This window comes from Streptomyces sp. MAR4 CNX-425, from assembly GCF_048656465.1.
Lineage (GTDB): Bacteria > Actinomycetota > Actinomycetes > Streptomycetales > Streptomycetaceae > Streptomyces.
Map to the genome: position 1 here is coordinate 272,288 of NZ_JBMDLF010000001.1, position 14,184 is coordinate 286,471.

At 77.2% G+C, this 14,184-nt stretch carries 11 protein-coding genes; 6 read left to right on the top strand and 5 right to left on the bottom strand.

Features of this window, described 5'->3' with window-relative positions:
• Positions 1 to 40 precede the first annotated feature (40 nt).
• Together ACHZ99_RS01205 and cobC are read left to right on the top strand one after the other, a co-directional pair.
• Positions 41 to 970, top strand: coding sequence for a sirohydrochlorin chelatase (locus tag ACHZ99_RS01205; RefSeq protein ID WP_420302392.1), 930 nt, complete (start codon positions 41 to 43; stop codon positions 968 to 970).
• Entirely contained in the window at positions 960 to 2,063 is a 1,104-nt protein-coding gene (cobC, locus tag ACHZ99_RS01210; RefSeq protein WP_420302393.1) for an Rv2231c family pyridoxal phosphate-dependent protein CobC, read from the top strand. The genes ACHZ99_RS01205 and cobC overlap by 11 nt, the downstream gene beginning before the upstream one ends.
• A gap of 21 nt (positions 2,064 to 2,084) precedes the next feature.
• Here the strand turns inward: cobC and ACHZ99_RS01215 are convergent, their stop codons facing one another.
• Both ACHZ99_RS01215 and ACHZ99_RS01220 read right to left on the bottom strand, forming a co-directional pair.
• A complete protein-coding gene (locus ACHZ99_RS01215) occupies positions 2,085 to 4,109 on the bottom strand; it encodes a hypothetical protein (RefSeq protein ID WP_420302394.1) in 2,025 nt (674 codons plus the stop codon).
• A gap of 160 nt (positions 4,110 to 4,269) precedes the next feature.
• Positions 4,270 to 5,814, bottom strand: a complete 1,545-nt coding sequence (locus ACHZ99_RS01220) for an aldehyde dehydrogenase (NADP(+)) (RefSeq protein ID WP_420302395.1) — start codon at positions 5,812 to 5,814, stop codon at positions 4,270 to 4,272.
• 135 nt (positions 5,815 to 5,949) lie between these two features.
• Here ACHZ99_RS01220 and ACHZ99_RS01225 point away from each other — a divergent pair, with 135 nt between their 5' ends.
• The 4 genes from ACHZ99_RS01225 to ACHZ99_RS01240 all read left to right on the top strand — a co-directional run bounded on the left by ACHZ99_RS01225 (position 5,950) and on the right by ACHZ99_RS01240 (position 10,188).
• Positions 5,950 to 6,723 carry an IclR family transcriptional regulator gene (locus ACHZ99_RS01225; RefSeq protein ID WP_420302396.1) on the top strand — a complete coding sequence of 258 codons (774 nt, stop codon included), beginning with the start codon at positions 5,950 to 5,952 and terminating at the stop codon, positions 6,721 to 6,723.
• 87 nt (positions 6,724 to 6,810) lie between these two features.
• The gene (locus ACHZ99_RS01230) at positions 6,811 to 8,133 is read left to right on the top strand and encodes a hypothetical protein (RefSeq protein WP_420302397.1); all 1,323 of its coding nucleotides are present in this window, start codon (positions 6,811 to 6,813) and stop codon (positions 8,131 to 8,133) included.
• A 4-nt stretch (positions 8,134 to 8,137) separates the two neighbouring features.
• Positions 8,138 to 9,370, top strand: coding sequence for a sensor histidine kinase (locus ACHZ99_RS01235; protein WP_420302398.1), 1,233 nt, complete (start codon positions 8,138 to 8,140; stop codon positions 9,368 to 9,370).
• A gap of 176 nt (positions 9,371 to 9,546) precedes the next feature.
• Positions 9,547 to 10,188, top strand: coding sequence for a response regulator transcription factor (locus tag ACHZ99_RS01240; protein WP_420303167.1), 642 nt, complete (start codon positions 9,547 to 9,549; stop codon positions 10,186 to 10,188).
• On the opposite strand, the gene ACHZ99_RS01245 is transcribed toward ACHZ99_RS01240, so the two are convergent.
• From ACHZ99_RS01245 to ACHZ99_RS01255, 3 genes are all read right to left on the bottom strand, one after another.
• Entirely contained in the window at positions 10,175 to 11,209 is a 1,035-nt protein-coding gene (locus tag ACHZ99_RS01245) for a type II toxin-antitoxin system Phd/YefM family antitoxin (RefSeq protein WP_420302399.1), read from the bottom strand. The genes ACHZ99_RS01240 and ACHZ99_RS01245 overlap by 14 nt on opposite strands.
• A 36-nt stretch (positions 11,210 to 11,245) precedes the next feature.
• Positions 11,246 to 12,700, bottom strand: coding sequence for an NCS2 family permease (locus ACHZ99_RS01250; protein ID WP_420302400.1), 1,455 nt, complete (start codon positions 12,698 to 12,700; stop codon positions 11,246 to 11,248).
• A 149-nt stretch (positions 12,701 to 12,849) separates the two neighbouring features.
• Entirely contained in the window at positions 12,850 to 14,148 is a 1,299-nt protein-coding gene (locus tag ACHZ99_RS01255; RefSeq protein WP_420302401.1) for a pectate lyase family protein, read from the bottom strand.
• Positions 14,149 to 14,184: the final 36 nt, after the last annotated feature.

The window sequence follows — 14,184 nt, forward strand, 5'->3', positions numbered from 1 at the left end:
GCCCGGCGCCGCCGGGTCCCGTACCACCGAGGAGACGCACGTGACCAAGCCCGCCCTGCTCATCGCCGGCCACGGCACCCGCGACGCCGCCGGCGCGGAGGCGTTCCGCGCGTTCGTGCGCGTGCTCGCCGCACGCACCCCCGGGCTGCCCGTGGCCGGGGGCTTCATCGAGCTGTCGCCGCCGCCGCTGGGCGAGGCCGTCGCCGGGCTCGTGGACCGCGGCGTACGGCGCTTCGCGGCCGTGCCGCTGATGCTCGTCTCCGCCGGGCACGCCAAGGGCGACATCCCCGCCGCGCTGGCCCGCGAGAAGGAGCGCCACCCGGGCCTGTCGTACGCGTACGGGCGGCCGCTCGGCCCGCACCCGAAGCTGCTGTCCGTGCTGGCCCGGCGCGTGGACGAAGCCCTCGCCGGGGGCTCCTCCGCTCCGGGCCGGTCCCGTACGACCGTCCTCCTCGTCGGCCGCGGCTCCACCGACCCCGACGCCAACGCCGAGGTGCACAAGGCGGCCCGGCTGCTCTGGGAGGGCCGCGGCTTCGCGGGTGTGGAGACGGCGTTCGTCTCGCTCGCCGCACCCGACGTGGCCGCCGGTCTGGAGCGGTGCCGGCGGCTGGGCGCGGAACACGTCGTCGTGCTCCCGTACTTCCTCTTCCCCGGGGTGCTCCCCGACCGCGTCGCCCGCCAGGCGCGGCAGTGGGCGGCGGCGCACCCGGCGGTGGACGTGCGCACCGCGGCGGTCATCGGCGCGGCCGAGGAGCTGGTGGAGCTGGTGGCGGAGCGGTACGACGAGGCCGTCGCCGGCGATCTGCGGATGAACTGCGACTCCTGCGTCTACCGCGTCGCCCTCCCCGGCTTCGAGGACAAGGTCGGCGCCCCGCAGCGGCCCCACTTCCACCCCGGCGAGGACGGCACCGGCCACGGCCACCGGCCCGGCCACCACCACTCCCACGGGGACCACGCCCATGCGCACTGAGCCCCCCGCCCCGGCCCGCCCCGGCCTCCCCGACGACGGCCACGACCTGCGCCACCACGGCGACGCCGAACTGCGCGACGCCGCCCCCGGCGTCACCGACCTGGCCGTCAACGTCCGCGCGGGCACGCCCCCGGCCTGGCTGAAGGCCCGCCTCGCCGCCTCCCTCGACCGGCTCGCCGCCTACCCCGACGACCGCGCCGCCCGCGCCGCGGTCGCGGCCCGCCACGGCGTGCCGGACGGCCGGGTGCTGCTCACCGCCGGCGCGGCCGAGGCGTTCGTGCTGCTGGCCCGGGCGCTGCGGCCGGCGGTGCGCCGGGCGGTGGTCGTCCACCCGCAGTTCACGGAGCCGGAGGCGGCGCTGCGGGACGCGGGGCACCGGGTGGAGCGGGTGCTGCTGCGCGCCGCGGACGGCTTCCGGCTGCCCGCGAGGGCCGTGCCGGACGACGCGGACCTCGTCGTCCTCGGCAACCCCACCAACCCCACGTCCGTGCTCCACCCGGCCGCCGCCGTCGCCGCGCTGGCCCGGCCGGGGCGCACGCTCGTGGTGGACGAGGCGTTCATGGACGCGGTGCCGGGTGAGCGCGCGTCGCTCGCGGGGCGCACGGACCTACCGGGTCTGGTCGTCCTGCGCAGCCTCACCAAGACCTGGGGGCTGGCCGGGCTGCGCGTCGGCTACGTCCTCGGCGACCCCGGCACCGTCGCCGCGCTGGCGCGGGCGCAGCCGCTGTGGCCGGTGTCGACGCCGGCGCTGGCGGCGGCCGAGGCGGTGTGCGCGCCGGAGGCGCTCGCGGAGGCGGCGGCGGCCGCCCGGGCGGTCGCCGCCGACCGGGCGTATCTGCTGGGCAGGCTCGGGGAGTTCGCGGCGGTCACCACGGCCGGGGCGGCGGCGGCGCCGTTCGTGCTGGCCCACGTGACGGGCGCGGACGGCGCCGCGGCCGGTCCCGCCGTACGCGACCGGCTGCGCCGCCTCGGCTTCGCCGTCCGCCGCGGCGACACCTTCCCCGGCCTCGGCCCCGGCTGGCTGCGGCTGGCGGTGCGGGACCGGGACACGACGGACCGGTTCGCGGCGGCGCTGGCCCGGGCGCTGCGGTGAGCCGGGGCGCGTCCGGGGTGTTCACGGCAGCCGGAGGACGACGGCCTCGCGGCGCGCGTCGGGGTGCGTCCAGCCGGTTGCCCGGCCGGCGTAGGGGCGGCCGAACGCCGCACCGCCGTGGGCGAACCGCTGCCGTGTGCCGGCCGGCGCGGTGGCGGGCACCTCGGTGCCGGCCGGCGCCCGCACCGTGACCGTACGGCCGACGCGGTAGGCGGTGACCTCCCCGTCCCGTACCGCCCGCGCCCACTCCGCGCGCCGCCGCAGGTCGCGGGCGATGGCGCGCGGGCGCGGGTGGGCGAGCGGGGCGGCGGGGGTGAACAGGCGGCGGTAGCGGGCGAGGACGCGGTCGAGCACCGGGTACGCGATGCGGTCCTCGGCGAGGTTCGACTGGTGGAGGTAGTGCGGGCGGGGGTCGGCGGCGAGGACGTGGCCGAGGGCGGTGCGGGCGGCGCGCGGCACGAGGTACGAGCGGTAGCGGGCCCCCGCGGCGTGGCGGCCCTCCGCCCGCCCGGTCCCGGCGCGCCCGCCCGCGCCGTCCGCCGCCTCCCCGGGCCCGCTCTCCCCGGGCCCGTACACGTACGCGTACGCGTCCATCTGCTCCTCCTCCCGCCCCGCCCCCGCGAACAGCCCCAGCCCGTGCCGCGGCACGGTCAGCGCCGTGCCGACCCGGCGCTGCACCGGGTCGCGGGCGGCGCCGGAGGCGAGCCGGCCGACCCCGGTGGCGGCGAGGGCGGGGGCGAGGTGCGGGTTGTCGAGGGGCTGGTGCGGCGGGGCGGCGAGCCCGGTGTGGCCGGGGGTGACGAGCTCGTCGCGGGACACGGGCAGGCCCCGGGCCCGCGCCCAGTCGAGGTTGTCCTCGATCTGCCGCGCGATGCGCCGCTCCGGCGTCCAGCGCACCGCTCCCGCCGCGTCGCGCGCGCAGCGCCCGGCGGGCCGGGGAACGCAGCCCAGCCGGGCGCGGTCGTACGTGCCGTTGATCCAGCGGTACGCCTCGCGGTCGGTGAGCAGCCGGTCCGCGAGGGCGTCGGCGCCGCCGTGGGCGCGGCGGTGGCGGTCGGCGGCGCCGCCGCTGTAGACGAGGTCGAGGGTGAGGTTCCGGTCCGCCGACCAGGTGCGGGCGTACGCGGCGTCGGCGCCGGTCATCCGGATCGGCGGCAGGTCGGCGCAGCCGGGGGTGCCGGAGGTGCAGTCGCCGGCGGGGTCCCAGCGGGCGTCGCTGCCGAGGACGCCGTCGACGTGGACGGCGAACGCGTGGCGGGCGGCGCCGAGCCGGACGCCCGCGGTGGCCCAGTCGACGATGCCGCGGGCGAGCAGCCGGTAGGCGAGGGGGTCGCCGGGCCGGCCGAAGGTCACCAGCAGCCGGCGGCGGCCGTCGGCGGCGTACTCGCCGACGAGCGCACCGCGGCCGGGCTCCTTCCCGGGCACGGCGGCGTCCACGTACGGCGTGAAGTCCCCGCCCGGCCGCACGAGATGGCCGTACGTCCCGGGCGTCCCCGGGCCGGGGTCCGCGAACGGCACCGGGCCCCCGAGGTAGCCGAAGGGCCCGGCCCGCCCGGCGGGGGTGACGCGGGCGGTGCGGCCGTCGAGGCGGCCGGACCAGGCGGGCGCGCCGAGAGCGGAGTGCGGGCGGGGGACGGCGTGGGCGTCGACCTGGCGGATGCCGAAGCGGCGTTCGTACGAGGCGAGCGCGGCGGTCTCGGCGCTCCCGAGGCCGGGCGCGCGGCCCGCGGAGCCGCTCCCCGGCACGATCACCGCCTGGAACCGCGCCCGCGGCCGTCCGCCGTCCGTGGCGGCCAGGAACCGGCCGTCGATCCGCGGCCGGTCCTCCTCCCGCAGCCGCACCGCGGTGACCGGCGTGCCGGCCGCCGCCAGGTGCTCGGTGATGGCCGCGACGGGCGCGCCGCCGTCGTCCACGACGAGGACGGCGAGGTCGACGCGGGGCGTGGCGGCCGTGCGCGCGTTCGGCACGGCGGCGAACGCCAGCGCGACGACGACCGCGCACGCCGCGGCGGCGCGCACCGCGGCGTGGGGCCTGGACCGGACCATGGTGCTCCTCCCGGGGAGCGCCGTCGGGCCCTCCCGGGGAGACATCCTGGGGCAGCCGGGCGGGGTGCGCGGGGTCCGGCCACCCGGACGGGCGACGAGTGCGGGCGGCGTTCGAACCGCCCGCGCCCGTCCGTCCCGTCCGTCCCGTCCGTCCCGTGTGTCAGCTCTCGCGGGCGCCGTTCACCGTGCGCGGCACGCCGGCCGGGTTGCCGTCGCGCAGCTCGGCGGGCAGCAGCGCCTGGGGGGCGTTCTGGTACGTCACCGGGCGCAGCCAGCGCTCGATCGCCGTGGCGCCGACGGACGTCGAGGTCGACGTCGTCGCCGGGTACGGGCCGCCGTGGTGCTGGGCGGGGGCGACGGCGACGCCGGTGGGCCAGCCGTCGACGAGGACCCGCCCGGCGATCGGGGTCAGTTCGGCCAGGAGCCGCGCCGCGCCGGCGTCCCCGGCGCCCTCCGCGCCCGGCTCCGACTCCGCCGCGCCGAGGTGCGCGGTCGCCGTGAGGTTGCCCGGCACCCGGGCCAGCACCGCGGAGACCTCGGCGACGTCCCCGTACCGCACGATGACGGTCACAGGGCCGAAGCACTCCTCGACCAGCAGGTCGTACTCCCCGCCGCCCGCGAGGCGTTCGGCGTCGACGGTGAGGAAGCCGCCGCTGACGGTGTGCTCCCCGTTCGCGCCGGGCGTCACCGGGCTGTGCACGCCGTCCAGCCCGGCCCGCTCCCGCACACCGGCGACGAACGCCGTCCGCATCCGCGGGTCGAGCATGACGCCCGCCTCGGTGTCGCTGACCGCCGCGGTGAGCGAGGTGACGAGCCGGTCCCCGGCCTCGCCCGCGGGCACCAGCACCAGCCCCGGCTTCGTGCAGAACTGGCCGACGCCCAGCGTCATCGAACCGGCGAGGCCCGCGCCGATCTCCTCGGCCCGCTCCGCGGCCGCCGCCTCGCTGACGACGACGGGGTTGAGGCTGCCCAGCTCGCCGTGGAACGGGATGGGCCGGGGCCGGGCCGCCGCGGCGTCGAACAGGGCGCGCCCGCCGCGGACCGAGCCGGTGAACCCGGCGGCGGCGACGGCCGGATGGCGCACCAGCTCCACGCCCGCGTCGAAGCCGTGCACGACGGAGACCGCCTCCTGCGGCACCCCCGCCTCCTCGGCCGCGCGGTGCAGCAGCGCCGCGGCCAGCTCGGAGGTGCCGGGGTGGTCGGGGTGGGCCTTGACCACGACGGGGCAGCCGGCGGCGAGCGCGCTGGCGGTGTCGCCGCCGGGGACGGAGAAGGCGAGCGGGAAGTTCGAGGCGGAGTAGACGGCGACGACGCCGAGCGGCACCTTCCAGCGGCGCAGGTCGGGCCGCGGCGGGACGAGGGAGGCGTCGGCGTGGTCGACGCGCACGTCGAGGAAGTCGCCGGCCTCGGCAATGTCGGCGAAGGCGCGCAACTGGTAGGTCGTGCGGGTGAGTTCGCCGCTGAGGCGGCCGGGTCCGAGGGCGGTCTCGGCGTCGGCGCACTCGACGACCTTGTCGACGTGCCGGTCGAAGAGATCGGCCGCGGCCCGCAGCAGCCGGGCGCGCTGCGCGCGTTCGGCGAGCGCCGGGGCGGCGGCGTGCGCGGCGCGTACGGTCTTGTCGACCTCCTCGGCGGTCGCCTCGGTGGCGACCTGCTCCCGGCGGTTACCGGTACGGGGATCGACGCTCCAGACTGGTGCGGACAACTGAGATGTCTCCGTTCCTCTTGCACACGTGGCGGACGGTGACCGACGATACCGCTGGTTCGGTATTCTGAACGCCGTCTCTATACTTGAATCTCGTGCACTTCTACAGCTGCTCAAGCGGAGGGGTCAAGCGCCATGGGGGTCGCCGACGCCGGTGGGGGCGGACAGGTCAAGTCTGCCGTCCGTACCGTTGAACTGCTTGAGTATTTCGCGGCCAGGCCCGGAATGCACAGCCTCGGCGACGTCCAGCAGGCTGTCGGCTACCCCAAGTCCAGTCTCTACATGCTTCTCCGTACGCTCACGGAGCTGGGCTGGGTGGAGACGGACGCGACCGGCACGCGGTACGGGATCGGGGTGCGGGCGCTGCTCGTCGGCACGTCGTACATCGACGGCGACGAGGTCGTCGCCGCCGCCCGCCCCACCCTGGACCGGCTCGCGGACGACACGACCGAGACCATCCACCTGGCGCGGCTGGACGGCGTGAACATCGTCTACCTCGCCACCCGCCAGTCGCAGCACTACCTGCGGCCGTTCACCCGCGTCGGCCGCCGGCTCCCGGCGCACGCGACTGCGCTGGGCAAGGCGCTGCTCGCGACGTACTCCGACGACGAGATCCGCGCGCTGCTGCCCGAGGCGCTGGCGCCGATGACCGACCACACGGTCACGGACCGGGAGCGGCTGATCGAGGAGCTGCACGGGGTGCGCGAGCGCGGGTACGCCCTGGACCGCGAGGAGTCGACGCTGGGGCTGCGCTGCCTCGGGGTGGCGATCCCGTACCGGACGCCGGCCCGGGACGCGATCAGCTGCTCGGTGCCGGTGGCGCGGCTGACGCCGGCGCACGAGCAGGGGATCCGGGACGCGCTGCTCGACGCCCGGGACCGGCTCACGCTGGCGACGCGGCACCTCTGAGTACGGGGCGCTTCTCCCCCGCGCGGCGGAGGCGGATCGTCGGCGCGGGCGACGTGCGGGGCGGGGGCCCGGCGGGAGCGTGAAGGCATGGACTTCACCGCCGCCTCCGCCGCTTCCCGGCCGCCGGCCACGACGCGCCCGACCCGTACGGCCCGGGCGCTGCGGCTCGCCGCCACCGTCGCCTGCCTGCCGTACCTGACGCTGAAGACCGCCTGGATCGCCGGCAGCACCGTCGGCATCCCGGACGGCAGCGAACTGCTGGAGCACCGCGGCACCATGGCCGCCGTCAACTCCCTCACCGTCCTCATGGACGCCGCCGTCGTCGTGCTGGCGTTCGCGCTCACCCGGCCGTGGGGCCGCCGGGCACCCGCCTGGCTCGTCGCGCTGCCGCTGTGGGCGGCCACCGGGCTGCTCACGCCGATCGTGGTCGGCTTTCCGCTGCAAGCGGTGGTCCGGCTGTTCGGGGGCGGCGGCGCGGCGACGGACGACAGCGCGTCGTTCCTGCACGAGTGGGTGTTCACCGTCGTCTACACCGGCTTCGGCGTACAGGCGCTCGCGCTCGGCGGGCTGTTCGTGCTGTACGTACGCGACCGCTGGGGCCACCTGCTGCGCGACCGGCTCGGCGACCTGCCCGCGTCCCCCACCGCACCGGCGCAGCGGGTGCTCGCGGTGCTGGCCGCGGGGGTGGCGCTGGCGGTCGCGGCGGTGCACCTGAGCTGGGCGCTGGGGTCGACGGCCGGCCTGTCGGGCCACGTCGTCGGGCAGCGCTCCGCGGCGCTGCGCGTGAACGAGGCGGTGCAGGTGGCGTGCGCCCTCGCGGCGGCGGCGGGCGCCGTGCTGGCGGCGCACCGCCCGCGGCCGCGGACCCGGCTGGCGACGGCCGCGGCGCTGGGCTGGACCGGGGGGTCGGCGCTGGCAGCGTGGAGCGGCTGGATGCTGCTCACGTCGCTGGTGACGGACAGCCCGGTGGACGAGGACAGGCAGCCGACGCAGCCGATGAACCTCGCCTACGCTGGCGGGGTGATCACCGGCCTGCTGGTCCTCGCCGTCGGCGCGACCCTGCTCGCGGAGCGGGCCGCGCGGCCGCCTGCGGCGGCCGGCGGGGGCGCGGGACCGGCCGGCGACACGGTTCCGGTGCGGCCGGACGCGGGCCGGGCACCCGGGCAGGACGCGGCATCCGCGCGTGACCCCCGGCCCGCCGGGCACGGGGCGCCCGCCCTGTGCACCGACCCGGCCCGCCCCACGACCCTCGCCGGACCGCGGTCCCCCGCCCCCGCTACTCCCCCGCCGCCCACCGCACCTGCCACCACCGAACCCACCAGCCCCACCCGTCTCCCGTCCCCCGCCCGGCCCGCCGCCGCGGAGCCCGCGGGCGCCGGCCGGCGCTCCCCGCTCCCCCGGCGGAGCTGACCGCGTGTCCGCGGACGTCGTGCGGCTCCGCTGGGGGCACCTGCTGCTCGGCGGGGCCCTGCTCATGCCGTACTTCCTCCTGGTCGGCGTGGCGTTGCAGCTCGTCGACCGGGACGCGGACACCTTCCGCAGCCTCGGCTGGCAGGTCGCCGCGTACCTCCTCGCCCTGCCCCTCGTCGCCGCCACCCCGCTGGCGTTCCCGACCGTGCGGACCCTGGAGACCTCGGCCGCGCAGGCGCTCTGCCGGGTGCCCGGCGGCGGGCTGCCGCCCGCGGGGCCGGACCGGTCGTGGGCGGCGCGGCGGCGGACGGCCGGGTGGTTCACGCTGCACGTGGGGCTCGGGGCGCCGGTCAGCGGCGCGACGCTGGCGGTGCCGCCGATGTCGGCGGTGCTGGTCGCGACGCCGTTCTCGGACACGTTGCGCGAGCGGGACCGGGGCCTGCTCGCGGTGCCCACGTGGCTCGCGCCGCCGCTCGGCCTCGCGCTGCTCGCCGCGCTCGCCGCCGCGGCCGCGGCCGCCGGTCTGCTGCTGGCCCGCGCCGCGCCGCCCCTCCTCGGCCCCACCCCGGCCGACCGGCTGGCCGCCGCCGAGGAGCGCGCCGCCGACCTGGCCCGCCGCAACCGGCTGGCGCGGGAGCTGCACGACTCCGTGGGGCACGCGCTGAGCGCGGTCACGCTCCAGGCGAGCGCGGCACGGCGGGTCTTCGACGGGGACCCCGCGTTCGTACGGGAGGCGCTGGCGGCGATCGAGGGCACCACGCGCTCGGCGGTCGCGGAGCTGGACGCGGTGCTGGGGCTGCTGCGGCAGGAGGAGAGCGACGCGCCCGGCCCGGCGCCGGACCTGGCCGGCGGGCTGGACGCGCTGCTGGACCGCACCCGGGCGGCGGGGGCGACGGTGCGGGCGCGGGGGGCGGTGGACCCGGGGGCGCTGCCGGGGCCGGTGTCCCGGGAGGCGTACCGGATCGTGCAGGAGGGGCTGGGGAACGTGCTGCGGCACGCGGGCCCGGTGGCGGTGCGGCTGCGGATCACGGCGACGGACGGCGGGGCGGACGGGAGCGGGGAGTTGCGGATCGTGGTGGAGAACGACGTACCGGAGGCCCCGGGCGGGACGGACGCGGGCCGGGGCGGCGGCCGGGGGCTGCGCGGGGTCGCCGAGCGGGCCCGGCTGCTCGGCGGCGCCGCGGAGGCGGGCCCGTACGAGCGGGGCTGGCGCCTGACGGCGAGGCTCCCGCTGTGAACGGGCCGCACGGGGACGGGGCCGTGCCGCCCGCCGGGACACCGCGGCCCCCCGCGCATCCCGCGGCGGACCCCGGGGGCCCCGCCGCCGGCGAAGGGCCCGCGCCCTCCCCGCACCCCGCCGACCCCGGCCCAGCCCCCGATTCCGGCCCGCCGCGCGCGGCGCGGCCGGATCCGCTGCGGATCGTCGTCGCCGACGACGAGCGCATGGTCCGCACCGCCCTCCGCGCCATCCTCGGCGCCGAGGACGGCCTCGACGTCGTCGGCGAAGCGGCCACCGGCGCCGAGGCGGTGTCCGTCGTACGCCGGCTGGAGCCGGACGTCGTGCTGATGGACGTGCGGATGCCGGACGTCGACGGCATCCGCGCCACCGAGCAGCTGCTCCGCACCATGCCCGCGCCGCCCCGCATCGTCGTCGTCACGACCTTCGAGAACGACTCCTACGTCTACGACGCCCTCCGCGCCGGCGCCGCCGGCTTCCTCCTCAAGCGCTCGGCCGCCGAGGACCTGGTCCAGGCCGTGCGCCTGGTCGCCCGCACCGACTCGCTCCTCTTCCCCGCCGCCGTCCGCGCCCTGGCCGCCGAGCACGCCCGGTCCCACCGCACCACCGGGCTGCGCGCCCGGCTCACCGACCGCGAGGCGGGGGTGCTGCGGCTGATGGCGGAGGGGCTGACGAACGCGGAGATCGCCGCCCGGCTGGACGTCGGGCCGGCGACGGTGAAGTCGCACGTCGCCGCGGTGCTCGCGAAGCTGGGCGCGCGCGACCGGACGCAGGCGGTGATCGCGGCGTACGAGTCGGGCTTCGTCACCCCCGGCTGACGAGCCGGGCGCAGCGCACCCGCCCCTCGGTGACGTGCTGCCGGGGCAGGGCCAGGCCGAAGGCCCGTTCCAGCCCGGCGAAGAACAGCTCGAAGGGGTCGGTCCAGTGGGTCACCTCCTCCGCGCGGCGGAGGTGCCGGTTGAGGAAACCGAGCGGCGCGTCGGGGACGAAGGGCATCTCGCCGGGGGTGTACCAGATGAGTTCGTACATCTCGGGCCGCGGCACGAGGACGTCCTCGACCGGGAAGGGGTTCTGGTGCTCCCCGCCCCGTAGGTAGTGGAAGGAATAGATGGCCTTGGCCGCGGTCGCGACCAGGGTGATCCGCTCCGCGGGCGGCGGATCGAGGACTCCGGCGTAGTCGTCGTGGTGGTGGCCGAGCCACGTCCACCCGCCCGTCTCGCCGAAGGCGAGCACGTCCATCAGCTCCTCGGTGCCGTCGCCCAGGTCCCGCAGGAGCAGCCCGTCGGCGATGTCCCCGGGGTCGGCCCCGTAGGCGAGGGCGACGTCCTCGGCGGCGACGCCCTTGAGGAATTCGAGCACCCTGAAGGGCCGCTGTTCCCGCCAGTCGCCGGCGATCCACGCGATGCCGTCCGGGAACGGCGGCTGGCGGGCGAGGAACTCCTCGAACGCCGCCGCCTGCTCGGGCGGCATGGCGGTCGCGCGGCCGCCGTCCGCGGTGGCCTCCACCCACTCCAGCTCGGCCACCGACCGCAGCTCGGCCACCACCGCCCGGTCCCGCAGGAACGTCATCCGCACGCCGTCGCTGTGCACGAACCGGGTGTACGGGCCCTGCTCCGTCGGGCCGTGGGGCCGCCACCGCTCGTCCGTGGGCCGGGGCCGCCGGTGGACGTGGCGGTCCGGCTGCGCGAAGTGCTCCAGCTCGGCCAGCTCGCCGGCCGCGAGCAGCACCCGCGCCGGCTCGCCGCCGTCGGTGACCCGCACCCGCTCGCCGGTCTCCGCCACCCGGCGGACGGCCGGCGCGAAGTCCGCGACGAACTCGCTCAGTTCGACGCTCTCCATGCCGCGCACGCTACCCGGCGGCACCGACACCGGCCCTCACACCCCGAGCAGGTCCTCGATCGGCTCGATCGCGAAGTAGACCACGAACAGCGCCGACACGGCCCACATCAGCGGGTGCACCCGCCGGGCGCGGCCCATCACCGCCTGGAGGAGCACGTAGGCGATGAAGCCGGCGCCCAGACCGTTGGTGATGGAGTACGTGAAGGGCATCACGGCGATCGTCAGGAAGGCCGGGACGGCGATGTCGTAGCGGGTCCAGTCGACGTGGCGTACCTGCGTCATCAGCAGGAAGCCGACCGCGACCAGCGCCGGCGCCGCCGCCTGCGAGGGGACGACCAAGGCGAGCGGGGTGAACAGGAGCGCGAGCCCGAACAGGGCGCCGGTGACGAGGTTGGCCAGGCCGGTGCGGGCGCCCTCGCCGACGCCGGCGGCGGACTCGATGTAGCTGGTGTTGGAGGAGCCGGAGGCGGCGCCGCCGGCGACGGTGGCGAGGCCGTCGACGAACAGGAGGCGGCCCAGGCGGGGGACGCGGCCGCGGTCGTCGAGGAGCCCGGCCTCGCTGGTGACGCCGACGGCCGTGCCCATGGTGTCGAAGAAGTCGGTGAGGAAGAGGGTGAACACGAGCAGCACCACGGTCACCGCGCTGACCTCGTCGAACGCCCCGAAGAAGCTGAACTCCCCGAGCAGCCCGAAGTCCGGTGCCTCGACCACGTCGCCGGGCCAGTCGGGGACGGTCAGGCCCCACGCCTCGTCGGCGATGTCCGCGACCGAGTTGATGACGATGGCGACCACGGTCATCGCCAGGATGCTGAGGAGGATCGCGCCCTTCACGCCGCGGGCGAGCAGCGACACGGTGAGCAGCACCCCGGCGCAGAACACCACCACCGGCCAGCCGCTGAGCGTCCCGCCGCCGCCGAGTTGCAGCGGGACGGTGGTGTTGGCGGCGTCCGGGATGCGGGTGGCGAAGCCGGCGTCGATGAAGCCGATGAGCGCGATGAACATGCCGATGCCCACGCTGATCGCCATCTTCAGCGGCTGCGGGATGGCGTTCATGACGGCCTCGCGCACGCCGGTGGCGGCGAGCAGGCAGACGAGGATGCCCTCCAGCACGACGAGGCCCATCGCGTCGGGCCAGGTCATCAGCGGGGCGATCTGGTACGCGACGACGGCGTTGATGCCGAGCCCGGCGGCCAGCGCGAGCGGCAGGTTGGCGGTCAGCCCCATGAGGACCGTCATCACGGCGGCGACGAGCGCGGTGACGGTGACGAGCTGGCCGAAGTCGAGCTGGTTGCCGTACTTGTCCTCGGCGCCGCTGAGGATGATCGGGTTGAGCACGAGGATGTACGCCATCGTGAAGAAGGTGGCGAGACCGCCGCGTATCTCCCGGGCGGGGGTGGAGCCGCGGGCGCGGATGCGGAAGAGGCCCTCCAGGGCGGCAGGGCCCGGCGCCGGGGCCGGGGACGGGGACTTGTCGGTGACGTGGTCGGACACGGGGGTGCTCCTGAGCCGGGACGGGGACGGTGGCCGTGGGCACGGCAGCTGGCATTGTGCCTGCTGAGGAGCCTGATCGGATAGCCCGGGGCACGCCCCGGCGGCGGATCCGTACCGCTGCCGGGGCCGCGCCCACGGCCCGTCCCGCGTCAGCGGAGCCGGCCGGCGCCCGCCCGCGCGCGCACCACCCCCGGCACGGCCCGCGGGTGGTCGACCCGGGTGCGCAGCTCCGGGGTCCACCCGGCGCCGCATTGCAGCGGGGTGTCCGGGTTGGCCGCGTTGTGGGCGGCTACGAGGTCGGTCGGGACGCCGTTGACGTGGTTGCGGACGGCCGTCACGGGCGCCTCGCTCCACTTCTTCAGGATCCGGCCCGGGCCGATCCCGGCGGGCAGCCGGAAGGAGTTCTTCTCGGCGACCAGCCGCGACTCGAAGCCGATCCCGAAGGAGTACGCGTACGACTCGTCCGCCGTGCCGGTGACCACGTAGTGGTTGTTGTACGCGTCGACCCGGCCGAAGCGCACCCGCGGCGCCCGCTCGCCCACGCCGCGGAACAGGTTGTGGTGCAGCGTCACCCGCAGCCGGCCGCGGTCGGTGTCGCCCGCCGAGTCGCTGTTGCCGATGAGCATGGTCTTGCCGTGCTCCTCGAAGACGTTCCAGGAGACGGTCACCAGGTCGGCGCCGCGGACCACGTCCAGCTCGCCGTCGTGCTGCTGGTACAGCTCGCCGTAGTACCGCGGCAGGGAGCTGTCGGGGTGGCGGCCGTCGGTGAAGGTGTTGTGGTCCAGCCAGACGTGGGTGGAGTTGTGGACGACGGCCGCGTCGTACTCCGAGTTCCAGGCGCCGCGTTCGCCGTCCGTGGGGTCCCACTGCGGGAAGCAGTCGAGCGGGCTCTCCACGGTGAGGTTGCGGACGATGACGTTGTCGGCGTCCTTGATCTGCAGGCTGGCGCCGGTGATGCCGGCGTTTCTGCCGACGCCGACGATGGTGGTGTCGGAGGGCACGTACGCCTTGATCGCCGCGGCCTGGTTGGCGGCGGAGGCGGCGCGGGCGTCCTCCTGGGGGCCGCTGACGGGGGTGTCGTAGCCCCACACGGCGGGGTCGTAGTCGGCGAGGTAGGTGGCGAAGTCGTAGCCCGGGGCCTCGAACGAGGCGCAGCCGGCGGCGTTCGCGTCGATGGTGCCGACGACGCGGATGATCCGCGGCCCGCCGCCGCCCGCCGCCAGCGCGGCCCGGAACCCGTCCCAGGTGCGGACCGTGCGGACGTCGTCCCTCCCGGCCGCGGCGCCGCCCGTGGTGCCGCCGGCCGCCGAGGCCCAGCCGTCGCCGGCGGGGAGGGTCCCGCGGGCCGGGTCGTGCCCGGGCGCGGCGGCGGCCGTGGCCACCGCCGGTCCCAGGAGTGCTGCGCAGCACGCGAGCGACCCCGCCGCGTGCCGTGTCCGTTGACGCATGGTGCGGCTCCTTCTCTGAGCTGGTGCGGGCATGGG